The sequence below is a fragment of the Streptomyces sp. NPDC090022 genome, assembly GCF_044748145.1.
Classification (GTDB): Bacteria; Actinomycetota; Actinomycetes; order Streptomycetales; family Streptomycetaceae; genus Streptomyces.
This window is the reverse complement of the sequence record NZ_JBIVFN010000006.1, coordinates 38,903-63,237: the sequence shown is the minus strand read 5'-3', so window position 1 is coordinate 63,237 and position 24,335 is coordinate 38,903. Positions and strand designations below refer to the sequence as shown.

The following is a 24,335-nucleotide window of genomic DNA, read 5'->3' as shown; positions in this document are numbered from 1 at the left end:
AGTGAGGGGCGCACCCGGATCCCCGGATGCGCCCCTCATGAGCCCTGGCGAGCGGCTATGCGCCGCGCAGCACCGCGCCCGTCCGCTCGGCGGCCAGCGCCACGGCGGCGTCACGCGCCGCCGTCGACTCCTCGGCCGTCAGCGTCCGGTCGGGAGCGCGGAAGCGCAGCGCGTAGGCGAGGGACTTCTTGCCCGCGCCGACCTGCTCGCCGGTGAAGACGTCGAACAGCCGCAGCGACTCGAGCAGTTCGCCGGCGCCCTTGCGCAGCGCGGCCTCCACGGAGGACGCCGGCACCGACGCGTCGACGATCAGCGCGACGTCCTGGGTCGCCACCGGGAAGGTGGAGATCCGGGGCGCCTTGACGGCGTCGCCGCCGGCCGCGGCCAGCCGGTCGAGGTCGAGCTCCATGGCGCTCGTACGGGCCGGCAGGCCCAGCGCCTTGACCACGCGCGGGTGCAGCTCACCGGCGTGGCCGATGACCTGCTCCACCCCGTCGAGGGTGACGACCAGCTCGGCGCAGCGGCCCGGGTGCCAGGGGCCGTACTGGCCCTGGCGGACGACCAGGTCCGCGCCGGCCTCGACGGCGAGCGCGCGGGCGGCCTGGACGGCGTCGGCCCAGTCGGCCGGGCGGCCCTTGCCCCACCAGCCGGCCTGCTCACGCGCCCCGGCCAGCACGACCGCGGCGTACCGCGGCTGCGCCGGGAGGGCGGCGTCGAGGGTGGCGATCTCCTCGTCGGTGGGCCGGCGGTCGACGGGCAGCCGCACCGCGACGCCCGCCCGCTCGCCCGCCCGGAAGACCGAGCCGGTCTCGAAGAGCGCGAGGTCGTGGCTGCCGCGGCTGTCGTTGCGGCGCAGCGCGCCGAGCAGACCCGGCAGCAGCGTGGTGCGCAGCGCCGGCTCCTCGTCGGAGAGCGGGTTGACGAGCTTGACCACCTGGCGGGCGGCGTCGTGCGCCGGCAGCTGGAGCTGGTCGAACACGCCCTCGCCGAGGAACGGGTAGTTCAGCGCCTCGACGTAGCCCGCACCGGCCAGCGCGCGGCCGACCCGGCGGTGCAGCTGCTGGCGCGGGGTGAGACCGCGGCCGGAGGGCACCTGCGGGAGGGTGGAGGGCAGGTTGCCGTAGCCCTCCAGCCGGATGACCTCTTCGGCGAGGTCGTTGGGCTCGGCGAGGTCGGGGCGCCACGAGGGCACGGTGACGACGAGCTCGTCCTGGCCGTAGACGTCGCAGCCGATCTCCTGGAGGCGGCGTACGACGGTCTCGCGGCCGTAGTCCATGCCCGCGACGCGGTCCGGGTGGTCCGCGCGCAGGGCGACGGTGCGCGGGGCCAGCGGCGCGGTCAGCTCGGTGACGCCGGCCTCGGCGGTGCCGCCCGCGAGCAGCACCAGCAGGTCGACGGTGCGCTGGGCGGCCGCGGCGGCGGCCTGCGGGTCGACGCCGCGCTCGAAGCGCTTGGACGCCTCGGAGGACAGCTTCAGCCGGCGGGCGGTGCGCGAGATCGACACGGAGTCGAAGTGCGCGGCCTCGATGACCACGTCGGTGGTGCCGGTGACGGCGCCGGTCGACCCAGAGGGATCAAACGCAGTGGTGACGGAGTCGGCGATCTCGGTGTTGGCGCCGCCCATGACACCGGCCAGGCCGATCGGCCCGCTGTTGTCGGTGATCACCAGGTCCTCGGCGTCGAGCGTGCGCTTGACGCCGTCGAGGGTGATCAGCTCTTCACCCTGCTCAGCCCGACGCACGCCGATCGGACCCGCAATGCTGGAGCGGTCGTACGCGTGCAGGGGCTGGCCGAGCTCCAGCATCACGTAGTTGGTGATGTCGACGGCGAGCGAGATCGGGCGCATGCCCGCCTTCTGCAGGCGGCGCTTGAGCCAGATCGGGGAGCGCGCCTCGGGGTCCAGGCCGGTGACGGTGCGCGCGGTGAAGCGGTCGCAGCCGGCCGGGTCCTCGACCTTGACCAGGTAGCCGTAGGAGTTGGGGGCCGGGACGTCGAGCAGCGCCGGGTCGCGCAGCGGCAGGCCGTAGGCGGTGGCGACCTCGCGGGCCACGCCGCGCAGGGACATGCAGTAGCCGCGGTCCGGGGTGACGTCGATGTGGAGGACCTCGTCGACGAGCTCCAGGAGCTCGATCGCGTCGGTGCCGGCCTCGTGCTCGGGCGGCAGCACGATGATCCCCTGCGTGCCGTCGTCGCCCATGCCCAGCTCGTCGCCGGAGCAGATCATCCCGTGGGAGGTCCTGCCGTACGTCTTGCGCGAGGCGATCGCGAAGTCGCCGGGCAGGACGGCGCCGGGCAGGACCACGACGACCTTGTCGCCGACGGCGAAGTTGCGGGCGCCGCAGACGATCTCCTGCGGCTCGCCGGTGCCGTTGGCGGAGCCGACGTCGACCGTGCAGAAGCGGATCGGCTTGCGGAAGCCCTCCAGCTCCTCGATGGTCAGCACCTGGCCGACGACCAGGGGGCCCTTGAGCCCGGCGCCGAGCTGCTCGACGGTCTCGACCTCGAGGCCGGCGTCGACGAGTTTGGCAGCTACGTCACGACCGGTCTCGCCCGCAGGCAGGTCGACGTACTCCCGCAGCCAAGAAAGCGGGACCCGCATCAGATCTCCATCCCGAACGGCCGGGTGAACCGGACGTCACCCTCGACCATGTCTCGCATGTCTTCAACGTTGTGGCGGAACATGAGCATCCGCTCGATGCCGAACCCGAAGGCGAAGCCGCTGTACACCTCGGGGTCCACGCCGCAGGCGGTCAGCACCTTGGGGTTGACCATGCCGCAGCCGCCGAGCTCGATCCAGCCCTCGCTGGAGCAGGTGCGGCAGGGGCGGTCGGGGTTGCCCACCGACGCGCCGCGGCACACGTAGCACTGCATGTCCATCTCGGCCGACGGCTCGGTGAACGGGAAGAAGTGCGGGCGCAGGCGGGTGGTGGTGCCCTCGCCGAACAGCTCGGCCACCATGTGGTCCATGGTGCCCTTGAGGTCGGCCATGGTCAGGCCCTTGTCCACGGCGAGCAGCTCGACCTGGTGGAAGACCGGGGTGTGCGTGGCGTCGAGCTCGTCGGTGCGGTACACGCGGCCGGGGCAGACGATGTAGACGGGCGGCTCCCGGTCGAGGAGCGAGCGCGCCTGCACCGGGGAGGTGTGGGTGCGCAGCACGACGCCGGACTCGTCGCCCTGGACGCCCTCGGGGCCCTGGACGAAGAAGGTGTCCTGCATCTGGCGGGCCGGGTGGTCGGGCGTGAAGTTGAGCGCGTCGAAGTTGAACCACTCCGCCTCGACCTCGGGGCCCTCGGCCACCTCGTACCCCATGGCCACGAAGATGTCCGCGATGCGGTCCATCAGCGTGGTCAGGGGGTGGCGGGCGCCGGCCGGGACGCGGTCGTACGGCAGCGTGACGTCCACCGCCTCCTCGACCAGCACGCGCTCGTCGCGCTCGGCCTCGAGCTCGACCATGCGCGCGCCGAAGGCCTTGTTGACGGCGCCGCGGGCCTGGCCCACGCGCTTGCCCGCCTCGGCCTTGGCCTGCGGCGGCAGGGCGCCGATCTCGCGGTTGGCGAGCGCCAGGGGCGAGCGGTCGCCCATGTGCGCGGTCTTCGCCTCCCGCAGCGCGTCGAGGTCGCCGGCGGCCGCGAAGGCGGCGAGCGCCTCGTCCCGCATGCGCTCGATCTCTTCCGGTTTCAGTGCCTCGACCTCGACAGGGTCGTACGACTTGTTCGGTGCCGACATCTCTTCCCGTACTTCCGATGGCTGGCTGGTGGGTCCCCGTACGACGTGATCGAATCGCCTCGGCACGCTCCGGCACGAGGACACAAAGGTGCCAAAGGTCGAGTCTAAGGGCCGCGGGGGGTGAAGGAGCCCGTGGGCCGCCTGGCGAGACGCTCCGCAGTGGCTACTGCGTGAGGTAGGCCGGCGCGCCGACGGGCAGGATAAATCGGAACTCGGCGCCGCCGCAGGGGCCGCGGCCTACCGTGATCGTGCCGCCGTGGGCCTCCACGATGCCCTTGACGATGTACAGGCCCAGGCCGGTGCCGCCGCGCTTGCTCCCCCGCCAGAAGCGGGTGAACACACGGCCCATCGACTCCTCGGGGATCCCGGGGCCCTCGTCGGTCACGGTGACGGCGGTTCCCTTCTCGTGCGGCGTCACATCGATGGTGACCGTTCCGTCACCGTGCCGCACCGCATTTTCGAGGAGGTTGCCCAGGATCTGGTCGATCTTGTCCGGGTCGGCCCACAGATCGGGCAGCGGGCGGCTGACGCAGACGAGGAAGCGGTCGGGGTCCTGGCCGTTCGCGGTGAGCGCCTGGACGTGCCGGCCGACGGCGGTGGCGATGTCCACGGGCTGGCGGCGGACCTCCAGCCGTCCCGAGTCGATGCGGGAGATGTCGAGCAGCTCGGCGATCAGCCGGGTGACCCGGTTGGCGTCGGCGTCGACGGTCTCCAGCATCAGCCGCTTCTGGTCGTCGGTGAACCGCTCCCATTTGGCGAGCAGGGTCGCCGTGAAGCCCTTGACGGAGGTGAGCGGGGAGCGCAGTTCGTGGGCGACGGTGGCGATCAGCTCGGCGTGGCTGCGTTCGGTACGGCGGCGGGCCTCGGTCCCGCGCAGGGTGACCACCAGGCGCCGCAGCGGGCCCGTGGGGTGCGTGCGGACGTACCGGGCGGAGACCAGCACCTCGCGGCCGCCGGGCAGCAGCAGGTTGCGCTCGGGCTGGCCGCGCCGGGTGGCGAGCCCGCCGTAGGGGTCGGTGAGCGCCCACCAGCGGCGGCCCTCCAGGTCCTCCAGCGGCAGCGCGCGCTCGATGCGGGTGCCGAGGGCCTGGCCGGGGTCGGTGGCGGTGATGCGGGCGGCGGCCCGGTTGAAGCAGATCACCTGGCCGGTGTGGTCGGCGACGACGAGCCCGTCGGGCAGGTCGTCGGGGTCCAGCCCGAGCGCCTCGTCGTCCGGTGTCCCGCGCCCTGTGACGGCCCCGGTGCGGACGCGCGTCCCGGCTCCCGCCGTGCCCGCGGCCGGCCGGCTCGCCCCGGGGGCCACGGCGCGGCCCGCGGGGCCGACGGCGGGGGGCTGCGGCGGTACGCCCGGCAGCCCGCCGGCCGCGAGGCCGCCCGCGACCTCGGGGGCCCCGTGGGCCCCGGCCCGGCCCGCGACCCCGGTGGAGGGGCCCGGGGCGGGTACGGCGGCCCCGGGGGCGGTGGTGAGCGTGACGCGGCCCGGCGGGCCCGCGTCGGCGGCCCGGCCGGGGTCGGGCGCGGCGGCGGGGGACGCGGGGGCGGCCGGGGGACGGTGGCGCGGGACGCCGTCGGCCTCGGCGTGGCCGGCCACCCCCGTGGCCCCCGGTGAGCTGTTCGTACCGACGGTCATGTCCCCGTACCCCACATCTCCGGTAGCGCCGTGGGCCCCCGGGCCGCCACATTACTAGCTGGGGGTCACGGAGCGGCACCCTCCGGGCGCCCGCTGTGCACGCGCGGACGCGTAGAGGCACACGGCGGCGGCCGTCGCGAGGTTCAGGCTCTCGGCCCTGCCGTGGATCGGGACGCGGACGACGGCGTCCGCGAGGGCCCGGGTCTCCTCCGGCAGGCCCCACGCCTCGTTGCCGAAGACCCACGCCGACGGGCCCCCCATGGTGCCCGCATCCAGCTCGGCGTCGAGGTCGTCCTCGCCCGCGCCGTCGGCGGCCAGGATCCGCAACCCCGCGGCGCGCAGGCCCTCGACGGCCTGCTCGACGGGGACGCCGACCGCGACCGGCAGGTGGAAGAGGGAGCCGACGGAGGCGCGCACCGACTTCGGGTTGTAGAGGTCGACCGAGGCGTCGGTCAGTACGACGGCGTCGGCGCCGGCGGCGTCCGCGCAGCGCAGCACGGTGCCGGCGTTGCCGGGGTCGCGCACGTGCGCGAGGACGGCGACCAGCTTGGGGCCGGACTTCAGGATGTCCTCGAAGGGCGAGTCCAGGAAGTGGCAGACGCCGACCAGGCCCTGCGGGGTGACGGTCTGCGAGACCTCGGCGAGCACCTCGTCCGAGGCGTAGTGGACGCGGGCGCCGGCGGCCCGGGCGGCGTCGACGATGCCGGCGTAGCGCTCGGCGGCCTCGACGGTGGCGAACAGCTCGACGAGGGTCGGGCCGGCCTCACCGCGGTGCTCGACGGCCTCACGGACGGCCTGGGGGCCCTCGGCGATGAAGCGCCGTTCCTTGGTGCGGAAGTTCCGTCGCGCGAGCCGCCGGGCGGCGGCCACCCGGGGGGATCGCGGTGAGATCAGCTCGACGGGGGTACCCATGGTTTTCGCGGCTCGCTTCCGTACGTGAAAAAGAGGTCGTTCAACGCACCGGACCCGCAGGCACGAGGCCTGCGGGTCCGGGCACGTCAGCCGTTGAGGCTACGAAGGTGTCGCCTGGATCAGGCGGCGGCCTTCGGGGCGTTCACGTCGGCCGGGAGCGCCTTCTGCGCGACCTCGACCAGCGCGGCGAACGCGTTGGCGTCGTTGACGGCGAGCTCCGCCAGGATCTTGCGGTCCACCTCGATGTTGGCGGCCTTCAGACCCTGGATGAGGCGGTTGTACGTCATGCCGTTCTGGCGGGCAGCGGCGTTGATGCGCTGGATCCACAGCTGACGGAAGTCGCCCTTGCGCTTCTTGCGGTCGTTGTAGTTGTAGACCAGCGAGTGGGTGACCTGCTCCTTGGCCTTGCGGTACAGGCGCGAACGCTGACCGCGGTAGCCGGAGGCCGCCTCGAGGATCGCCCGGCGCTTCTTGTGGGCGTTTACTGCCCGCTTGACGCGTGCCACTTGTTAACTCCTTGTAGCGGGGCCGTGGTTGTCTTCACACGGCCCGAAATCGATTGGGTCCCGGTCCAGACGTCTCGCCCCGCTCCCGGCGCGGGAGCGGACGGACGTCACTTGCCGAGAAGCTTCTTGATCTTCGCGGCGTCGCCCGGGGCCATCTCGGCGTTGCCGGTGAGGCGACGCGTCAGCTTGGACGACTTGTGCTCGAGCAGGTGGCGCTTGCCGGCGCGCTCACGGAGCACCTTGCCGGAGCCGGTGATCTTGAAGCGCTTCTTGGAACCGCTGTGGGTCTTGTTCTTCGGCATAGCGCCGTTATCTCCTCGTCAGTGGCGCCCCCACCGGCCCTGTGACGGGCCGGCCCACGGGAGCGTCATGTGTGTCGATTGATCCGGGACGGGCTGCCCCGGAATCAGGCCTCGGCGGGCGCCTCGGTCTCGGCTTCCTCGGCAGCAGCCTCGGTGGCCTCCGCGGACTGCCCCTGGCGCTCGGCCTTGCGGGCGGCCTGCGCCTCGCGGGCCTCGGCCATCGCCTCGGTCTTCTTCTTGTGCGGACCGAGGACCATGATCATGTTGCGGCCGTCCTGCTTCGGGTTCGACTCGACGAAACCGAGGTCCTGGACGTCCTCCGCCAGACGCTGCAGCAGTCGGTAGCCGAGCTCCGGCCGGGACTGCTCGCGACCACGGAACATGATCGTGATCTTGACCTTGTCGCCCTGCTTGAGGAACCGGACGACGTGACCCTTCTTGGTGTCATAGTCGTGCGGGTCGATCTTCGGCCGGAGCTTCATCTCCTTGATGACCGTGTGCGCCTGGTTCTTGCGCGCCTCACGGGCCTTCATGGCCGACTCGTACTTGAACTTCCCGTAGTCCATGAGCTTGCACACGGGCGGACGGGCGTTCGCCGCGACCTCGACCAGGTCGAGGTCGTACTCCTGTGCGAGCTCCAGGGCCTTGGCAAGCGGAACAATTCCGACCTGCTCGCCGCTGGGACCGACAAGTCGCACCTCGGGAACGCGAATCCGGTCGTTGATGCGGGGCTCGGCGCTGATGGATCCTCCTCGGTAGCACCACACGGCTGCCTGGCAGACAGTCGCGTACGTTTCTTCGTACGGACCCACCGCCCCGGGACACGAAAAACGCCCCGGACCGGGACACAGGCGGGAGCTCCAATACAACCGGAGCACCGCCGCGTACAACCGCGGGGCGCAGACTCGGGCGGCTTTCCATCGTCCGTACGGAACGATGGATGCCGCCTGACCGGTGACCCGCCGCCCCGGAGGGCGGTCAGGTGGGAGATCGGAGCCTCCACTTGTGGGCCGGGGACATGCGTCTCCGGCCGGTCGTCACACAAGGTTAGCACCCGGGGCCCGGGGAGACCAATCGGAGCCACGGCTTATGGTGAAGGCATGACTGACGCGACACCCTCCACCGCCACCGACGCCGACGTGGCCCCCGACTACGACGCCATGACGCGCGACATCGCGGACGTGCCCGCGGTCGAGGTGATCACCACGGTGGCCGTGCACCTGCTGAGCGCCGCGGCGGTCAACCTGGGCCTGGACAAGCCGGATTCCGAGCACAAGGACCTCGACGAGGCCCGCAAGCTGATCACCGCTCTGGCGGGCCTGGTCACGGCGAGCGCGACCGAGATCAGCTCCTTCCACGCGGCTCCGCTGCGTGACGGCCTGAAGTCCCTGCAGCTGGCCTTCCGCGAGGCGTCGATCGTCCCGGACGAGCCGGGCCAGGGGCCGGGCGAGAAGTTCACGGGCCCGGTCTTCGGCTGAGCGTCCGCCGCCGGCGGCGGACGAGGAGAGACGACGCAAGGGGCGGGGCCCGGTGGGAGACCACCGGGCCCCGCCCCTTCCGCACGTTCCTGACGTTTCTGCCGTTCTGCCGTTTCTACGTTTCTACCGTTCGAAGAGGGGCTCGCCGGGGGCTGCGGCGTCGGCCGGGAGGAGCGCGAGGCCCAGTCCCCGGACCAGCCGGGCCCGCAGGGTCTCGTCGGCGGCCAGGGCCCGCGCCACCGCGCGGGTGCCCGTGGCGGGGTCGGCGCCGTCGGCGAGGACGATCGCCAGGATGCCGTCCGCGTCGGCGCCGCCCGGGCCGAGGTAGGCCCGGCGCACCGAGGGCTCGGCGGCGACCGCGGCCCGCACGGCGCCGGTGACGGCCGGGTCGGCCAGCGGGTCGGCGTCGGTGCGGCCCTCGGCGAGGGCCCGCAGGCCGGAGCCGGTCAGCTGGTAGGGCACCGGGCCGGCCAGGTCGAGGACGACCGTGTCGGCCTTCTCGTGGGCCGCGGCCTGCAGGGCCTGGTGCAGCGGGACGGCCACCGGGCGGGCTGCCGGGTCCCACCGGGCCAGCGAGGCGGTGGAGGTGAAGGCCGGCAGCGCGCGGCGGCCGCCCGCGACCAGCGTGGGCACGGCCATGTCGCTGGTCTTCTCCCGCTTCAGGCCGGTCTCGGGGTCGGTCTCGACCTCACCGAGCACGGCGACGACGGGGACGAGCAGCCGGGCGCCCGCGAGCGCCGCGAGCACCTCGGGCTCCTTGGCCCGGTCCTCGGCCCACGCGGCGAGGGCCGCGCTCAGCCGGGGATCGGCGGTGCCGTCGTCGTCGGAGTATCCGGGGTCGGGAATGTTCTTCTGCGCCACAATCACCCGACCCTATCCTCTGCCCGGCGTCTGCCGAGTACGGCGGCCAGCGCGAGCAGGGCCAGTCCGCCGCCCGCGGCGGCGGGGGCCAGCAGGCGGGAGCGGCGTTCGGGCGGACGCACGGGCTCGGGCCCGGGGCCGAAGTAGGTCTGCCCGTACGGCACCGGGGCGGGCGTCGGGGCGTCGGGGCGCAGGGACTCGGCGGCGCGCAGGGCGGCGACGGGGTCGACGAGCCCGTGGCCGCGGGCGTCGTCGCGGCCGCCGGCCGGGGCGTTGGCGGCGGTGTCCTCGAGGAGCTTCTTGATCTGCGCCGGGGAGAGGTCGGGGTGGGCCGAGCGGACCAGGGCGACGGCGCCGGAGACGTAGGCGGCGGCGGCGCTGGTGCCCCAGCCCTCGTAGTAGGCGCGGTCGGGGTCGGCGATCACGACGTCGACGCCGGGGGCGCTGACGGTGGCGTACCAGCTGCGGGTGGAGAAGGGGGCCTTCCGGCCGCGCCGGTCGACGGCGGTGACGGCGATGACGCCGGGGTAGGCGGCCGGGTAGGAGGCGTGGTCGCCGTTCTCGCCGCCGTTGCCGGCGGAGGCGACCACGACGACGCCCTTGGCGAGGGCGTACTGGACGGCCTCGTCCTCGGCGGCCTCGTGGTGGGCGGCGTCGCTGTCGTCGCCGAGGGAGAGGTTGATGACGTGGGCGCCGTGGTCGGCGGCCCAGCGGATGCCTTCGGCGAGGGCGCCGCCCTTGTTCTCGCGGGCCTTGGCGCGGGCCGGGTCGCCCTCCTCCAGGATCACCCGGACCGGCAGGATCCGGGCGGCCGGGGCGAGGCCGAGGACGCCCTGGCGGCGGTTGGTGCCGTGCCCGTGGCCGGCGATGATGCCGGCCATGGCGGTCCCGTGGCGGGCCCAGGTCCGGTCGCCGCGGCCGGCGCCCATGCCGACGAGGTCGGTGCCGTCGAGGACCTGCCCGTCGAGGTCGGGGTGGGTCCCGTCGACCCCGGTGTCGAGCACGGCGACGGTGATCCCCTCCCCCCGGGTGGTCCCCCACGCCTCCTCGGCCCGCAGCGCGGTCAGCCCCCACTGCCGGTCCCGGATGACGTCGGCGACCGCGGGCGGAACGGCGACCCCGGCGAAGAGCGCGGCGAACAGGCCGACGGCGGCGACGCGGCGCCGCCCGGTGCCGGGGGCCCGCGTACGCCCGGCCGGGTGCCGCACGGTACGGCAGCCGGTGACGTCGGCCGGCCCGGCTCCCGCACCGGCCACGGACCCCTCGGGGTGCGGCGGTGCACCCGCCCTGCGGCCGGTGCCGTCGGTGGTGTCGGCGCCACCGTCCGGGGTGCGGGCAGGGGCGGGTATGGCCGGGCGGACGGGCATGGCTGGGCTCCCGGGTTCACCCGCGGCGGCGTAGGACCTCGACGGACGGAACGGGTCGGACGGGTCGGACGGGGGGATCATCGGGCGGGCTCCCCGGCGGGCGGGGCGGCGAGGGCGCGCAGCGACCGCTCGATCCGGTCGGCGACGGCCTTGGCCTCGTGCCCCAGGCCCGCCTGGGCGACCGGGCCGGTGTCCTCCTTCTTCATCGCCTCCTCGGCGGTGCGCGGCCGGCTCACCGTACGGCCGTCGGCGAAGGCGGAGACCGCGTACACGACGACCGGTGCCTCGGGGACGACGGACGCCGTCCAGGCGGCGCGCTGGGGGTCGGCGAACCCGTAGCCCTGGGGCACCGGGAGGTGGCCGCGCAGGGCGGTCATCGCGGTGGCGTCGGCGGGGGTGAAGACCAGGCCGACGGTGACGAGGGAACTGCGGGTGGCGTCGGTATAGGTCGCGCGCAGCACGCGGGTACAGCCCGTGGCGGCCAGCTGGGCCTGCCAGTCCGCGGGCAGCGCGGCGGAGCAGTCGGCGTCGGGGGCCAGGGCCACCCGGGTCCAGGTCCGCGCGGCCCCGCCGGGGCCGGCGCCCCGGCCCTCCAGGACGCGCGGGAACAGGGTGTCGACGGGCGTCGACCGCCACAGCGAGCCCGCCGTGCGGTAGACGGCCGCGGCCGACGGCGGCCGCGCCTCGGCCCGCCGCTCGAGCCAGGTCACGGCCCCTGCCCCGACGATCAGCGACGATCCCACGACGGCACAGAGCACGGCCCCGGCCACCCGCCGCCGGCGGCCCGGCACGACGACATCCTCGTACGCGACCACCCGCACCGCATCGACCCCCGGCCCACACGGCCCCTCGGTGACGGCATACGACGCGGCCGCAACAGCCGTACCGGCCCCACTGTCCCCCGCGCCGACCCCTTCGGACACGGACCGCTCACCGACCGGGCCGGCGGGCTGCTGGACATGCTCACCTCCGCCCGTCGGGACGGACCGTCCACCCGGCGCGGCAGTGCCACCAGCGGCAAACGCAGGCCGTGCGCCGGACGGGTCCCCGGACCGCAGGCCCGCACGGGTCCCGAACTCCTCGGGGGCGGCCCCGCCGGCATCGACCCGGGCCGGGGCGGGCGCCGGACAGGCGCCAGGCGCGACGGGCTCCGGGAGGCCGCTGGGCGTGGTGGGGTGTGGGTTCGACGTCGTCATCGCGCGGCTCCGCCCCCCGTTCCGTGCCCTCGCGGCTGCCTGCCCGTACTCTACGTCGTGCGCGTGCCTCACCGACCGATCCGCCCCACCGGCCCACGGCGTCCGCCGATGTCCCCGGCCTGGGTCAGGCCGGACCCGCCCCGGACGCCTGGCCCGGTGCGCCTCCGCGGTGCGGAGAAGGTTCCCACCGGGGCCGGGACACCCTCCACCAGCAGCCGGACCCCGTGCCCGGGCGCACGACGGCGGCTCCGTGCGGCAACCGCACCACACCGCCGGCCGGCCCACCCTGGCCAAGGCGCGATCCCGGCACCACGCGTCGGCGACCCACTGGCGCCCCCGCGCCGGCCGCGGCGGCCTACCGGGCCCGGGTGTCGCCGGCGGCGGGTCGGGCCCGCCTGGGGCGGGCATGGGTGGGGATCGCCGGGTTCTGCCCCTACCCACCGGTAGGCCCGTCTGGCAAGCTGCGCGCATGACTTCCCCCGCCGCCGACCGGGCCCGCTACGACCGGGCCACCGCCCACCTCGACGCGCCTCTCGCGATCGTGGATCTCGAGGCCTTCGACGCCAACGCCGACGATCTCGTGCGGCGGGCGGACGGGAAGCCGGTGCGGGTGGCCAGCAAGTCCGTGCGGTGCCGGGCGCTGCTCGAACGGGTTCTGGCCCGGCCCGGGTTCGCCGGGATCATGTCGTACACGCTCGCCGAGTCGCTGTGGCTGGCCCGTTCCGGGTTCGAGGACGTCCTGCTCGCCTACCCGTCCGCCGACCGCCGTGCCTTCGCGGAGCTCGCCTCCGACCCCAAGCTGGCCGCCGCCGTCACCGTCATGGTCGACGACCAGTCGCAGCTGGAGCTGATCGACCGGGCCCGCGACGGCGGCCGGCAGGAGATCCGGGTCTGCCTCGAACTCGACACCGCCCTGCACCTGTTCGGCGGCCTGGTACGGGTCGGCGCCCGCCGGTCGCCGGTGCGCGAGCCGGCCCAGCTGGCCGCGCTGGCCCGCGCGGTCGTCGCCCGCCCGGGCTTCCGCGTCGTCGGGATCATGGGGTACGAGGGCCACGTCGCCGGCGTCGGCGACGCCGTGGCCGGCCGGCCGCTGCGCTCCCGCGCGGTGCGGCTGATGCAGGCGAAGGCGCGCGCCGAACTCGCCGCCCGCCGCGCCGAGGCGGTACGGGCGGTCCGGGCCGTCGTACCGGACCTGGAGTTCGTCAACGGCGGCGGCACCGGCAGCGTGCAGCAGACCGCCGCCGAGGACGCGGTCACGGAGATCGCCGCCGGGTCGGGGCTCTACGTGCCGCGGCTCTTCGACCACTACACGTCCTTCCGTGGCCGCCCCGCCGCGCTCTTCGCCCAGCCGGTGGTCCGCCGCCCGGGTGTCGGCGTGGTGACCGTGCTCGGCGGCGGCTACCCGGCCTCCGGCGCCCCCGGCCCGGACCGGCTGCCCCAGCCGTACCTGCCGCAGGGGCTGCGGTACGACGCCCAGGAGGGCGCGGGCGAGGTGCAGACCCCGCTGCTCGGCAGCCCGGCCGACGACCTGCTGATCGGCGACCGGGTCTGGTTCCGGCACGCCAAGGCGGGCGAGATGTGCGAGCGGTTCGAGGAGCTGCACCTGGTCGAGGGCGACCGGGTGACCGTCACCGTGCCGACGTACCGGGGCGAGGGCCGTACCTTCCTGTGAGGGACGGGCGGGTGCGGCGGTCGGTGACCTGCTGACGGCACGGTCCGGGTGCCCCGCCCGCGCGGCGGGGCACCCGGACGGCCGGCCTACAGCGGGGTGACGTACGCGCCGGAGATGCCGCCGTCCACCAGGAAGTCGGTGGCGTTGATGAACGAGGAGTCGTCGCTGGCGAGGAACGCGACGGCGGCCGCGATCTCGGTGGGTTCGGCGAACCGGCCCAGCGGGATGTGCACCAGGCGGCGGGCCGCGCGCTCGGGGTCCTTGGCGAACAGCTCCTGCAGGAGCGGGGTGTTGACCGGCCCCGGGCACAGGGCGTTGACGCGGATGCCCTCGCGGGCGAACTGGACGCCCAGCTCGCGGGACATCGCCAGGACGCCGCCCTTGGAGGCGGTGTAGGAGATCTGCGAGGTCGCGGCGCCCATGATGGCCACGAAGGACGCGGTGTTGATGATGGAGCCGCGGCCCTGGCGCTGCATGTAGGGCAGCGCGGCCTTGCAGCACAGGTAGACGGAGGTGAGGTTGACGTCCTGGACGCGCTTCCAGGCCTCCAGGCCGGTGGTGAGGATGGAGTCGTCGTCCGGGGGCGAGATGCCGGCGTTGTTGAAGGCGATGTCGACCGAGCCGTAGGTGTCGAAGGCGGTCCGGAAGAGGGCCTCGACCTCCTCGGGGTCGGTGACGTCGACCTTGACGTACGTGCCGCCGACCTCTTCGGCGGCGGCCTTGCCGGCCTTCTCGTCGATGTCGCCGCAGACGACGTTGGCGCCTTCGGAGGCCAGGCGGCGCGCGGTGGCGAGGCCGATGCCGCTGCCCGCTCCGGTGATGACGGCGGTACGGCCGACCAGGCGGCGGCAGACGATCTCGGTGTCGGAAGTGGTCATGGTGTGCTCAGGCCTCCGTGCTGATGAAGACGTTCTTGGTCTCGGTGAAAGCGGTGAGGGCGTCGGGTCCGAGCTCGCGGCCGAGTCCGGACTGCTTGTAGCCGCCGAAGGGGGTCCAGTAGCGGACGCTGCTGTGGGAGTTGACGGAGAGGTTCCCGGCGGCGACGGCGCGCGAGACGCGGATGGCGCGGCCGACGTCGCGGGTCCAGATCGAGCCGGCCAGGCCGTACTCGGTGGCGTTGGCCAGGCGTACGGCGTCCGCCTCGTCCTCGAAGGGCAGGACGACGGCGACGGGGCCGAAGACCTCCTCGCGGGCGACGGCCGCGTCCGGGCCGACTCCGGTGACCACGGTCGGGGGGTACCAGAAGCCGGGGCCCTCGGGGGCGGTGCCCCGGATCGCCGTGAGGTCGTCGGTCAGGTAGGACCGTACGCGGTCCAGCTGGACCTGCGAGATCAGCGGGCCCATCTGGGTCTTCTCGTCGGCCGGGTCGCCGACGCGCACGCCCTCGATCGCGGGTGCCAGCAGGTCCAGGAAGCGGTCGTACGCGCTGCGCTGGACGAGGATGCGGGTACGGGCGCAGCAGTCCTGGCCGGTGTTGTCGAGGAAGGACATGGGCGCCGCGGCCGCCGCCGCCTCGAGGTCGGCGTCGGCGAAGACGACGTTGGGGCTCTTGCCGCCGAGTTCGAGGGTCAGGCGCTTCACGCGGGCGGAGCACTTGGCCATGATCTGCTGGCCGACGCGGGTGGAGCCGGTGAAGACGATCTTGGCGACGCCGGGGTGCTCGACGAGGGCGTCGCCGGCGACCGGCCCGCGGCCGGGGAGCACCTGGAGCAGGTGTTCGGGGATCCCGGCCTCGAGGGCGAGTTCGGCCAGCCGCAGCGCCGTCAGCGGCGTGGTCTCGGCGGGCTTGAGGATGACGGCGTTGCCCGCGGCGAGCGCCGGGGCCATGCCCCACGCGGCGATCGGCATGGGGAAGTTCCACGGGACGATGATGCCGATGACGCCGAGGGGTTCGAGGAAGGTGACGTCGAGGCCGCCGGGGACGGGGATCTGGCGGCCCGAGAGCCGTTCGACCCCGCCGGCGGCGTAGTCGAGCAGGTCACGGACGTTGCCCGCCTCCCAGCGGGCGTTGCCGATGGTGTGCCCGGCCTGGCGGACCTCCAGCTGGGCGAGTTCCTCGATGTGCTCGTCGACCACGGCGGCGAAGCGGCGCAGGAGCCGGGCTCGGTCGGCGGGGGCGGCCGCGGCCCAGGCGCGCTGGGCCGCGGCGGCCCGCGCGACCGCGGCGTCGACGTCGTCCCGTGTGGCGGCCGGGACGAGGGCGACGACGTCTTCGGTGGCCGGATTGAGCACCGTCAGCTGGTCGGGTGCGTCGGGGGCCTGCGCGTCGGTCACGGGGTTCCTCACAGACGTTCGAAGGAGCGGCGCAGTTCCCAGTCGGTCACCGCGGAGTCGTAGGCGTCGAGTTCGACGCGGGCCATGTTGCGGTAGTGGGCGACCACCTCCGGTCCGAAGGCGGCCTTGGCGATCTCGCTGTTCTCCCACAGCTCGGCGGCGTCCCGCAGGGTGGCCGGGACGTGGGCGAAGTCGGCGGTGTAGGCGTTGCCCGCACAGGGTTCGGGCAGTTCCAGACGGTTCTCGATGCCGTAGAGCCCGGCCGCGACCAGGCCGGCGACGGCGAGGTAGGGGTTGACGTCGCCGCCGGGGAGGCGGTTCTCGAAGCGCATGGAGCGGCCGTGGCCGACGACCCGCAGGGCGCAGGTCCGGTTGTCCACGCCCCAGGCGACGGCGGTGGGCGCGAAGGATCCCGGCTGGAAACGCTTGTACGAATTGATGTTGGGGGCGTAGAGAAGGGAGAAGTCGCGCAGCGCGGCGAGCTGGCCGGCCAGGAAGTGGCGCATCGTCTCCGACATGCCGCCCGGCCCGTCCCCGGCCATCGCGTTGCACCCGTCGGCGTCGGTGAGCGAGAGGTGGATGTGGCAGGAGTTGCCTTCGCGCTGGTCGTACTTGGCCATGAAGGTGAGCGAGACGCCTTCCTGGCTCGCGATCTCCTTGGCGCCGGTCTTGTAGATGGCGTGCTGGTCGCAGGTGACCAGGGCCTCGTCGTACCGGAAGGCGATCTCGTGCTGCCCGAGGTTGCACTCGCCCTTGGCGGACTCGACGGTGAGGCCGGCGGCCTGCATCTCGTTGCGGATGCGGCGCAGCAGGGGCTCGATCCGGCCCGTACCGAGGACCGAGTAGTCGATGTTGTACTGGTTGGCGGGGGTCAGGCCGCGGTAGTTCGCGTTCCAGGCCTGCTCGTAGGTGTCCTGGAAGACCATGAACTCCAGCTCGGTGCCGACCTGGGCGGTGAAGCCGTGCTCGGCGAGGCGTTCCAGCTGGCGGCGCAGGATCTGGCGGGGGGCGGCGACGACGGGGCTGCCGTCGTGCCAGGCGAGGTCGGCCAGGACCATGGCGGTGCCGTCGTTCCAGGGGACGCGGCGCAGGGTGGCGGGGTCGGCGTGCATGGCGAAGTCGCCGTAGCCCCTCTCCCAGGAGGACATCTCGTACCCGTCGACGGTGTTCATGTCGGTGTCGACGGCGAGGAGGTAGTTGCAGCCCTCGGTGCCGTGGGAGAGCACCTCGTCCAGGAAGAACTGTGCGGCGAACCGCTTGCCCTGGAGCCGCCCCTGCATGTCGGGGAAGGCCAGGACGACTGTGTCGATCTCACCACTCGCGACGAGGGCACGGAGCTCCTCGGGCGCGAGCGGCGGCTTGCGGTCTACCACGGGATTCTCTCCTTCGGTGAGCCGAGAACGCCTAAGGTATTGAACAGAACCATTGCTTGGGAAGGGCTTCGGGAAGATTCGGAGCACGGAGAAGGGGAGGAGCGTCATGACCGGCACGGCGAGCGAGAACGGCGCGGTCGCGCGGCTGAATCCCGTCCTGCGCCAGGTGCGGGCGGGCAACGGTTTCGAGGAGGCGCTGGAGCAGATCCTGCAGGTGGTACGGCTGGGCCTGGTGCCCGGCGGCGAGCGGCTGCCCCCCGAGCGCGAGCTGGCCGAACGGATGGGGATCAGCCGGGTCACGCTGCGCGAGGTGCTGAAGGTGCTCCAGGACCAGGGGCTGGTCGAGGCCCGGCGGGGCCGGTACGGCGGAACGTTTGTGCTGCCCCGCCCCGACACCCCGGCCGGTGGCGCCGAGGAGGAGCTGCGCCGGCGGGTCGCGGGGGTGGACATCGAGGACGCGCTTGCCTTCCGCGAGGTGCTGGAGACCGGCGCGGCCGAGCTGTGCGCGACGCGGGGACTGACCGGGGAGCAGGCCGAGCGGCTGACGGGCGCGCTCGCCGCCACCCATGACGCGCAGCTCGCCGACTACCGCCGCCAGGACACGCTCTTCCACCTCACCCTCTGCGAGCTGGCGGGCTCGGCCACGCTGACGGCCCAGTACGCGGCGGTCCGCGCGACCGTCAACGACCTGCTGGACTGCATCCCGCTGCTGGTGCGCAATCTGGAGCACTCCCAGCAGCAGCACACCGCGCTGGTCGAGGCGGTGCTGGCGCGCGACGCCGAGGCGGCGCGCGCGGTGATGCGCGAGCACTGCTGCGGGACGGCCGCGCTGCTGCGGGGCTTCCTGACCTGAAGGGGCCTGAAGGGGCCTGGGAGGCATTTGTTACCACCGTTTAACGCACGGGTCTTGCGCGCTCCACTCCGGTACGGCAAAGGTACGCCTCAAAACCATTGCCCTGAAGTACCCGAGGCAGGAGCGCACATGGCCGACGACATCGCACCCGTGCCCGTATCCGCACCCCCACCGCCCGCCGGCACCGGCAAGAAGGACACCGGCGCCGCCAAGGACGCGGGAGCGGACTACCTGGAGCGCCGCACGCTGCGCCGGGGCAGCGCCGGCTGGCTCCTGCTCACCGGCCTCGGCGTGGCCTACGTGGTCTCCGGCGACTTCTCCGGCTGGAACGTGGGCCTGGACAAGGGCGGCTTCGGGGGTCTCGCCATCGCCACCGTGCTCATGGGCGCCATGTACGCCTGCCTGGTGTTCTCACTCGCCGAGCTGTCCACCATCCTGCCCACCGCGGGCGGCGGCTACGGCTTCGCGCGGCGCGCGCTGGGCCCCTGGGGCGGCTTCCTGACCGGCACCGCCATCCTGATCGAGTACATCCTGGCCCCGGCCGCGATCGTCATCTTCATCGGCGACTACGTCGAGTCGCTGGGCCTGTTCGGCCTCACCTCCAGCTGGCCGGTCTACCTCGGCTGCTTCGTCGTCTTCATCGGTGTGCACCTGTGGGGCGTCGGCGAGGCGCTGCGCTTCAGCCTCGTCGTCACCGCCATCGCCGTGGCGGCCCTGCTGATCTTCGCGGTGGGCGCGTTCACCGAGTTCGACGCGGGCAGGCTCGACGACATCGCGGTCGACGCGACCGCGTTCGGCGCGAGCTCGTGGCTGCCCTTCGGCGTCCTCGGGATCTGGGCGGCGTTCCCCTTCGCCATGTGGTTCTTCCTCGGTGTCGAGGGCGTGCCGCTGGCCGCCGAGGAGGCCAAGGACCCGGTCCGCTCCATGCCCAGGGCGCTCGCGATCTCCATGGGCATCCTCGCGCTGCTCGCCCTCGTCACCTTCTTCGCGGCGACCGGCGCGCAGGGCGCGGACGCCATCAAGGCCGCCGGGAACCCGCTCGTCGTCGCCCTGGAGGGGGACGACGGGCCGACCGCGCTGAGCCGGTTCGTCAACTACGCGGGCCTGGCCGGACTCGTCGCCTCCTTCTTCTCCCTGATCTACGCCGGCTCGCGCCAGCTCTTCGCGCTCTCCCGGGCCGGCTACCTGCCCCGGTTCCTGTCGCTGACCAGCAGCCGCAAGGCGCCGTACCTGGGCCTGGTGATCCCCGGGGCGATCGGCTTCGCGCTCGCCGCGGCCACCGGCAACGGGGCGCGGATGCTCAACATCGCCGTCTTCGGCGCGACCATCTCGTACGCACTGATGGCCCTCTCGCACATCGTGCTGCGCCGCCGGGAGCCGCACCTGGCGCGCCCGTACCGCACGCCGGGCGGCATCGCCACCTCGACGGCCGCCTTCCTCCTCGCCCTGTCGGCCCTGGTCGCCACCTTCCTGGTGGACAAGGACGCGGCATTCATCGCACTGGCCGTGTACGCGGCCGCGCTGGCCTATTTCGCGATCTACAGTCGGCACCGTCTGGTGGCCTCGGCGCCGGAGGAGGAGTTCGCGGCCCTGGCCGCGGCCGAGGCCGAACTGTCCCGCGACTGACGCCCCGTCGCGCCCGTCGCACCGTCGCCGTCTCCCGTCTCCTCACCCCTTCCCGGAGGTAAGCACCGTGCCCAGGCCGCTCATCGGCATCACCACCTACGTGGAGGCGTCCACCCGCTACGGCGTGTGGGACGTCCCCGCGGTCCTCACCCCGACCGGCTACCACGAGCTGGTGCAGGCGGCGGGCGGTGCGGCCGTGCTGCTCCCGCCGGACGAACCGGAGTCGGCGGCGGAGGTGCTGAGCCGGGTGGACGGCCTGGTCGTCGCGGGCGGCCCGGACGTCGATCCGGTGCGGTACGGCGCCCCGCGCGACCCCCGCACCGGCGCCCCGGCGACGGTGCGGGACGCGTGGGAACTGGCGCTGATCGGGGCGGCGCTGGAGCACGGCGTACCGGTGCTGGGTGTCTGCCGCGGGATGCAGGCGCTCAACGTCGCGCTCGGCGGCACGCTGGTCCAGCACATCGACGGGCACGCCGAGGCGCCGGGCGTGATGTCCTGGCACCCGGTCCGCCCGGTGCCGGGCACCCGGTACGCCGCGCTGGTGCCGGAGGAGGCGCAGGTCCCGACGTACCACCACCAGTGCGTGGACCGGCTCGGCCGCGGCCTGGTCGCCTCGGCCCACGCCGCCGACGGCACCGTGGAGGCGGTCGAACTCCCCGGCGGCGACCAGTGGGTCCTGGGCGTCCAGTGGCACCCGGAGCGCGACAAGGACACCCGCGTGATGGCCTCCCTGGTCGAGGCGGCCCACACGACGGTCGCGGTGGGCTGACCCCCGGCCCCGGCCGGCCCCGCCCGCCGCACGGTCCTGTGGTCGGCGGCCGGGGACCGGCTCCCGTCCGCCGTACCGCCCCGCGTCCCGTACGGCGGCCGGGCCCGCGTCAGGTCGTCGAGCGGGTCAGCGACAGCAGGTCGCGGGCCGGGCCCGCCGGGCGGGTGCCGGCGGGCCACACCGCCCGCAGCTCACGGCGCAGTACCGCGTCGGCGACCGGCACCTCGACCAGGCGCCGGGCGGCGAGCTCGTCGACCAGCGCCAGTTCCGACAGCACGCACGGCCCCGCCCCGCTCACGGCGGCCGCCTTCACCGCGGTCGTGGAGGCGAGTTCCAGCAGCGGCGCCGCCGCACCCCCGTATGCCGCCAGCCCCGCGTCCAGCACCTGCCGCGTGCCCGACCCCCGCTCCCGCAGGATCAGCGCCGTACCCGCCAGCTCCCCCGCCGGGACCGGCGCCGACCGCCGGGCCCACGGGTGCCCGGGGGCGACCACCACCACCAGGCGGTCCTGTGCGATCACCACCGACCCCAGCCCGTCCGGCACGGTGACGCCCTCCACGAACCCCAGGTCCGCCTCGTGCGCCAGCACCCGCTCGGCGACCAGCGCCGAGTTGCCCGCCAGCAGCGAGACCGCCGTGTCGGGCCGGGCCGTGCGCAGCGCGATCAGCCAGCCCGGCAGCAGGTACTCCGCGATCGTCATGCTCGCCGCCACCCGCAGCCGGGAGTCGCGCCGTCCGCGCAGTGCCTGCGCCCCGGCGTCGAACGCCTCCGCCGCCTCCACGATCCGCCGCGCCCAGTCCGTGACCAGCGCGCCCTGCTCGGTCAGCCGCGAGCCGCGCGGCGACCGGTCCACGAGCGCCACGCCCAGCCGTACCTCCATCACCCGGATCCGGCTGCTCGCCGCCGGCTGGGTGATGCCCAGCTCACGGGCCGCGGCCCCCAGGCTGCCGAGCCGGGCCACCGCCAGCAGCAGCTCCAGGGCGCCCAGGTCCGGGACCCGGTGGGAGAGCGGGGCCGTGGGCGTCCGGGGGTCGTGCGGGGGAAGGTGCGCGTTACTCATAACGTCAGTTTATGACCTCATAGGAGGGGGAGGTCTGCCACCCGTTTCCGTCCCGCGCGAGGCTGAGGACATGGCCACCGTCATGCAACCCAGCCCCCAGACCTCCCGCCCCGGCACCACCCCCGCCGGCGGCGCGCAGGTCCCCTCCCGGCGCCGACTGCCGGCCCTGCGCCACATCGGCCCGAACTGGTACGCCTGCGTCATGGGTACGGCGATCATCGCGAACGCCGGCGCGGCCTTCCCGTACGCCATACCCGGCCTGCACGTCGCCTGCCGGGTGATCTGGGCCCTGTCGGCCCTGGCCCTGGCCGTCGTGCTCACCGCCCGCGCCGGGCACTGGCTGCACCACCGCGACCAGGCCCGCGCCCATCTCCTCGACCCGGCCGTCGCCCCCTTCTACGGCTGTCTGGCGATGGCCCTGCTCGCCGTGGGCGGCGGCACGATGATCATCGGCAAGGAGGTCATCGGCGAGAGCGCCGCCGTCGCCGTGGACGCCGTCCTGTTCACCGCCGGCACCGCCCTGGGTCTGGCCGCCGCCGTCACCGTCCCGTACCTGATGGTCGTACGCCACAAGGTCGAGCCCTCCCAGGCCACCCCCGTGTGGCTGCTGCCCCTGGTCGCCCCCATGGTCTCCGCCGCGCTCGGCCCCCTGCTGATCCCCCACCTGCCCGCCGGCCAGGCCCGCGAGGCCATGCTGCTGGGCTGCTACGCGATGTTCGGGATCAGCCTGCTGGCCACCCTGCTCGTGCTGCCGCTGATCCTCGGCCGGCTGATCGTCAGCGGGCCCCTGCCCCTGGCGCTGACCCCCACCCTGTTCCTGGTGCTCGGCCCCCTGGGCCAGTCCGTCACCGCCGTGGGCCAGCTCGCCGACCAGGCCCCGCTGGCGATCGGCGCCCCCTACGCCGACGGTTTCGCCGCCTTCGCCATCGTCTACGGCGTCCCCGTCATGGGCTTCGCGCTGCTGTGGCTGGCGCTGGCCGTGGCGATGGTGGTCCGCGCCGCCCGCGCCGGCATGGGCTTCGCGATGACCTGGTGGGCCTTCACCTTCCCCCTGGGCACCTGTGTCACCGGCGCCGAGGGCCTGGCCCGGCACACCGGCCTCGCGGCGTTCAACTGGCTGGCGGCCGCGTTCTTCGCCGCCCTCGTCCTCGCCTGGCTGGCCGCCGCCGTCCACACCCTGCGCGGCCTGGCCGACGGAAGCCTCCTCACCGGCCCCCGGCCCGCCCCGGCCACCGCCGCAGCCGCTCGCTAGCCGCCGGGCACGGTGGCACCCGCCGCCCGCAGTGCGTCCGCCAGCACTGCGGGCGCTTCGGCGAGCGAGGGCCCGTACCAGGTCAGGTGGCGGCCGCTGACCAGGGCCGCGGGAATCCCGGGAAAGGCCTCGGGCCCGTCCTGCGCGGTGAAGCGGTACGGCTCGTCGGGCAGCACGACCAGGTCGCAGCCCGAGGCGGCCAGCTCCGCCGCCGGCACCTTCGGATACCGCTCGGGGTGGCACCCGTACGCGTTGGCCACCCCCAGCCGGGCCAGCAGGTCCCCGGCGAAGGTGTCCCGGCCCAGCACCATCCACGGCCGCCGCCACACCGGCACGAACGCCCGCCACGCGCCCACCGGTTCCACCCGCGCCCACGCGGCCTCCGCGTCCGCCAGCCAGCCCGGCCGGGGCAGCCCCAGGGCGCCGGTCAGCAGCCGGTCCAGCTCGCGCAGCGCCTGCGGCAGGTCGCGGATCTCGGTCACCAGCACCGGCACCCCGGCCGCGCGCAGCGCCACCAGGTCCGGGGCCCGGTTCTCCTCCTCGTTGGCGATCACCAGATCGGGCCGCAGGGCCACGATCCGCTCCACGTCCGGGTTCTTGGTGCCGCCCACGCGTACGGCGTCCAGCCCGGCCGGGTGCGTGCACCAGTCGGTCACCCCGGCCAGCGTCCCCGGCGGTGCGCTCGCCGCCACCGCCTCGGTCAGCGACGGCACCAGCGAGACGACGCGGCGTACGGACATCAGTGGCCCGGCGAGGGCGGCTCGGCGGTCGCGTGGATGTGGTCGGCGACCCCGACGACCAGGATCCGGGTGTCCTCGGTGGCGGCCCGCCAGCGATGGCGCACCCCGCCGGAGAGGAACAGCGCGTCACCGCGCTCCAGCCGGTACGCCCGGCCCTCCGCCTCCACCTGGCAGGCGCCGGAGACCACGTACATCAGCTCGTCGTTGCGGTGCTGGTACTCGCGGCCGGCGTCCTGGTCCCCGGTGAACTCCAGGGCGTGCAGCTGGTGGTGCCCGCGGACGAGGGGACGCACGCCCGGCACCGGTACGGCGCCCTCGGGACGCTCGCCGCCCTCGGGACGCTCCGCACCGGGTCCGAAGTCCTCCGCGGCCCGGACGAGGTCCACCGTGCGCGCGGTGTCGGAGGCCTCCAGCAGCTCGACGGCCGTGGTCTCCAGCGCGTCGGCGACCCGCTCCAGGGAGCGCATGCTGGGCCGGGCCCGCTCGTTCTCTATCTGGCTCAGGAAAGGAACCGACAGTCCGCTGCGCGCCGACACGGCGGCGAGGGTGAGCTGGAGCGCGCGGCGCCGCTTGCGCACGGCCACGCCCACCCGGAGCGGATCCCTGGCGTCCTTTTCCTTTTCCTTGTCGTCCATGGCGGGGCTGCCCTCCCCTTGTCCGTCGCACATCGGTGTGCTGTAAGCACCTTACGCAGCATTCGCCCGGCATTTCGCGCGCACGGGGCGACCGCGCTACGCC

Annotated in this window: 22 protein-coding genes; 6 read left to right on the top strand and 16 right to left on the bottom strand. The window is 74.1% G+C overall.

Features of this window, described 5'->3' with window-relative positions; translation table 11 throughout:
* Nucleotides 1-55: 55 nt before the first annotated feature.
* The 7 genes from pheT to infC form a co-directional block, all read right to left on the bottom strand.
* Nucleotides 56-2,599 (bottom strand): phenylalanine--tRNA ligase subunit beta, encoded by a 2,544-nt coding sequence (gene pheT, locus ACIPXB_RS14735; protein WP_401449070.1) that lies wholly within the window; start codon nucleotides 2,597-2,599, stop codon nucleotides 56-58.
* A complete protein-coding gene (gene pheS / locus ACIPXB_RS14730; protein ID WP_401449067.1) occupies nucleotides 2,599-3,726 on the bottom strand; it encodes a phenylalanine--tRNA ligase subunit alpha in 1,128 nt (375 codons plus the stop codon). The genes pheT and pheS overlap by 1 nt, the downstream gene beginning before the upstream one ends.
* Before the next feature lie 163 nt (nucleotides 3,727-3,889).
* Nucleotides 3,890-5,029: an ATP-binding protein gene (locus ACIPXB_RS14725; RefSeq protein WP_401449608.1), complete on the bottom strand. Its 1,140-nt coding sequence runs from the start codon at nucleotides 5,027-5,029 to the stop codon at nucleotides 3,890-3,892.
* A 381-nt stretch (nucleotides 5,030-5,410) separates the two neighbouring features.
* The gene (locus tag ACIPXB_RS14720; RefSeq protein WP_401449065.1) at nucleotides 5,411-6,268 is read right to left on the bottom strand and encodes a TrmH family RNA methyltransferase; all 858 of its coding nucleotides are present in this window, start codon (nucleotides 6,266-6,268) and stop codon (nucleotides 5,411-5,413) included.
* 119 nt (nucleotides 6,269-6,387) lie between these two features.
* Nucleotides 6,388-6,774 carry a 50S ribosomal protein L20 gene (gene rplT / locus ACIPXB_RS14715; RefSeq protein WP_125652405.1) on the bottom strand — a complete coding sequence of 129 codons (387 nt, stop codon included), beginning with the start codon at nucleotides 6,772-6,774 and terminating at the stop codon, nucleotides 6,388-6,390.
* A gap of 107 nt (nucleotides 6,775-6,881) precedes the next feature.
* Nucleotides 6,882-7,076 carry a 50S ribosomal protein L35 gene (gene rpmI / locus ACIPXB_RS14710; RefSeq protein ID WP_030192941.1) on the bottom strand — a complete coding sequence of 65 codons (195 nt, stop codon included), beginning with the start codon at nucleotides 7,074-7,076 and terminating at the stop codon, nucleotides 6,882-6,884.
* A 104-nt stretch (nucleotides 7,077-7,180) separates the two neighbouring features.
* Entirely contained in the window at nucleotides 7,181-7,843 is a 663-nt protein-coding gene (gene infC, locus ACIPXB_RS14705) for a translation initiation factor IF-3 (protein WP_401449061.1), read from the bottom strand.
* A 333-nt stretch (nucleotides 7,844-8,176) separates the two neighbouring features.
* On the opposite strand from infC, the gene ACIPXB_RS14700 reads away from it, so the two are divergent.
* A complete protein-coding gene (locus tag ACIPXB_RS14700) occupies nucleotides 8,177-8,554 on the top strand; it encodes a DUF1844 domain-containing protein (protein ID WP_401449059.1) in 378 nt (125 codons plus the stop codon).
* Nucleotides 8,555-8,677: 123 nt separating this feature from the next.
* Here the strand turns inward: ACIPXB_RS14700 and ACIPXB_RS14695 are convergent, their stop codons facing one another.
* The 3 genes from ACIPXB_RS14695 to ACIPXB_RS14685 form a co-directional block, all read right to left on the bottom strand.
* Nucleotides 8,678-9,415, bottom strand: coding sequence for an SseB family protein (locus ACIPXB_RS14695; RefSeq protein WP_401449605.1), 738 nt, complete (start codon nucleotides 9,413-9,415; stop codon nucleotides 8,678-8,680).
* 2 nt (nucleotides 9,416-9,417) lie between these two features.
* Nucleotides 9,418-10,782, bottom strand: a complete 1,365-nt coding sequence (gene mycP, locus ACIPXB_RS14690) for a type VII secretion-associated serine protease mycosin (protein WP_401449057.1) — start codon at nucleotides 10,780-10,782, stop codon at nucleotides 9,418-9,420.
* A 77-nt stretch (nucleotides 10,783-10,859) separates the two neighbouring features.
* Nucleotides 10,860-11,573, bottom strand: a complete 714-nt coding sequence (locus tag ACIPXB_RS14685) for a hypothetical protein (RefSeq protein ID WP_401449055.1) — start codon at nucleotides 11,571-11,573, stop codon at nucleotides 10,860-10,862.
* Nucleotides 11,574-12,447: 874 nt separating this feature from the next.
* On the opposite strand from ACIPXB_RS14685, the gene ACIPXB_RS14680 reads away from it, so the two are divergent.
* Nucleotides 12,448-13,650: an amino acid deaminase/aldolase gene (locus ACIPXB_RS14680; protein ID WP_401449052.1), complete on the top strand. Its 1,203-nt coding sequence runs from the start codon at nucleotides 12,448-12,450 to the stop codon at nucleotides 13,648-13,650.
* An 86-nt stretch (nucleotides 13,651-13,736) separates the two neighbouring features.
* On the opposite strand, the gene ACIPXB_RS14675 is transcribed toward ACIPXB_RS14680, so the two are convergent.
* From ACIPXB_RS14675 to ACIPXB_RS14665, 3 genes are read right to left on the bottom strand one after another with little or no spacing between them, the layout of a single operon-like run.
* Entirely contained in the window at nucleotides 13,737-14,528 is a 792-nt protein-coding gene (locus ACIPXB_RS14675; RefSeq protein WP_401449050.1) for a 3-oxoacyl-ACP reductase, read from the bottom strand.
* A 7-nt stretch (nucleotides 14,529-14,535) separates the two neighbouring features.
* The gene (locus ACIPXB_RS14670; RefSeq protein ID WP_401449048.1) at nucleotides 14,536-15,924 is read right to left on the bottom strand and encodes an aldehyde dehydrogenase family protein; all 1,389 of its coding nucleotides are present in this window, start codon (nucleotides 15,922-15,924) and stop codon (nucleotides 14,536-14,538) included.
* 8 nt (nucleotides 15,925-15,932) lie between these two features.
* Nucleotides 15,933-17,297, bottom strand: coding sequence for a glutamine synthetase family protein (locus ACIPXB_RS14665; protein WP_401449046.1), 1,365 nt, complete (start codon nucleotides 17,295-17,297; stop codon nucleotides 15,933-15,935).
* Between the two features lie 106 nt (nucleotides 17,298-17,403).
* Between ACIPXB_RS14665 and ACIPXB_RS14660 the strand changes: the two genes are divergently transcribed.
* The 3 genes from ACIPXB_RS14660 (at nucleotide 17,404) to ACIPXB_RS14650 (ending at nucleotide 20,545) form a co-directional block, all read left to right on the top strand.
* Nucleotides 17,404-18,150, top strand: a complete 747-nt coding sequence (locus ACIPXB_RS14660; protein WP_401449044.1) for a FadR/GntR family transcriptional regulator — start codon at nucleotides 17,404-17,406, stop codon at nucleotides 18,148-18,150.
* A 129-nt stretch (nucleotides 18,151-18,279) separates the two neighbouring features.
* Complete coding sequence (eat, locus tag ACIPXB_RS14655) at nucleotides 18,280-19,776, top strand: ethanolamine permease (RefSeq protein ID WP_401449042.1); 1,497 nt, start codon at nucleotides 18,280-18,282, stop codon at nucleotides 19,774-19,776.
* Nucleotides 19,777-19,843: 67 nt separating this feature from the next.
* Nucleotides 19,844-20,545, top strand: coding sequence for a gamma-glutamyl-gamma-aminobutyrate hydrolase family protein (locus ACIPXB_RS14650; RefSeq protein ID WP_401449039.1), 702 nt, complete (start codon nucleotides 19,844-19,846; stop codon nucleotides 20,543-20,545).
* Between the two features lie 109 nt (nucleotides 20,546-20,654).
* Here the strand turns inward: ACIPXB_RS14650 and ACIPXB_RS14645 are convergent, their stop codons facing one another.
* A complete protein-coding gene (locus ACIPXB_RS14645; RefSeq protein WP_401449037.1) occupies nucleotides 20,655-21,605 on the bottom strand; it encodes a LysR family transcriptional regulator in 951 nt (316 codons plus the stop codon).
* An 82-nt stretch (nucleotides 21,606-21,687) separates the two neighbouring features.
* Here ACIPXB_RS14645 and ACIPXB_RS14640 point away from each other — a divergent pair, with 82 nt between their 5' ends.
* Complete coding sequence (locus tag ACIPXB_RS14640) at nucleotides 21,688-22,857, top strand: TDT family transporter (RefSeq protein ID WP_401449035.1); 1,170 nt, start codon at nucleotides 21,688-21,690, stop codon at nucleotides 22,855-22,857.
* Here the strand turns inward: ACIPXB_RS14640 and ACIPXB_RS14635 are convergent.
* Both ACIPXB_RS14635 and ACIPXB_RS14630 read right to left on the bottom strand, forming a co-directional pair.
* On the bottom strand, nucleotides 22,854-23,597 hold the full coding sequence (locus ACIPXB_RS14635) for a helical backbone metal receptor (protein WP_401449032.1): 744 nt from the start codon (nucleotides 23,595-23,597) through the stop codon (nucleotides 22,854-22,856). The genes ACIPXB_RS14640 and ACIPXB_RS14635 overlap by 4 nt on opposite strands.
* On the bottom strand, nucleotides 23,597-24,232 hold the full coding sequence (locus ACIPXB_RS14630) for a helix-turn-helix domain-containing protein (protein WP_401449030.1): 636 nt from the start codon (nucleotides 24,230-24,232) through the stop codon (nucleotides 23,597-23,599). Before ACIPXB_RS14630 ends, ACIPXB_RS14635 begins: the two co-directional genes overlap by 1 nt.
* Nucleotides 24,233-24,335: the final 103 nt, after the last annotated feature.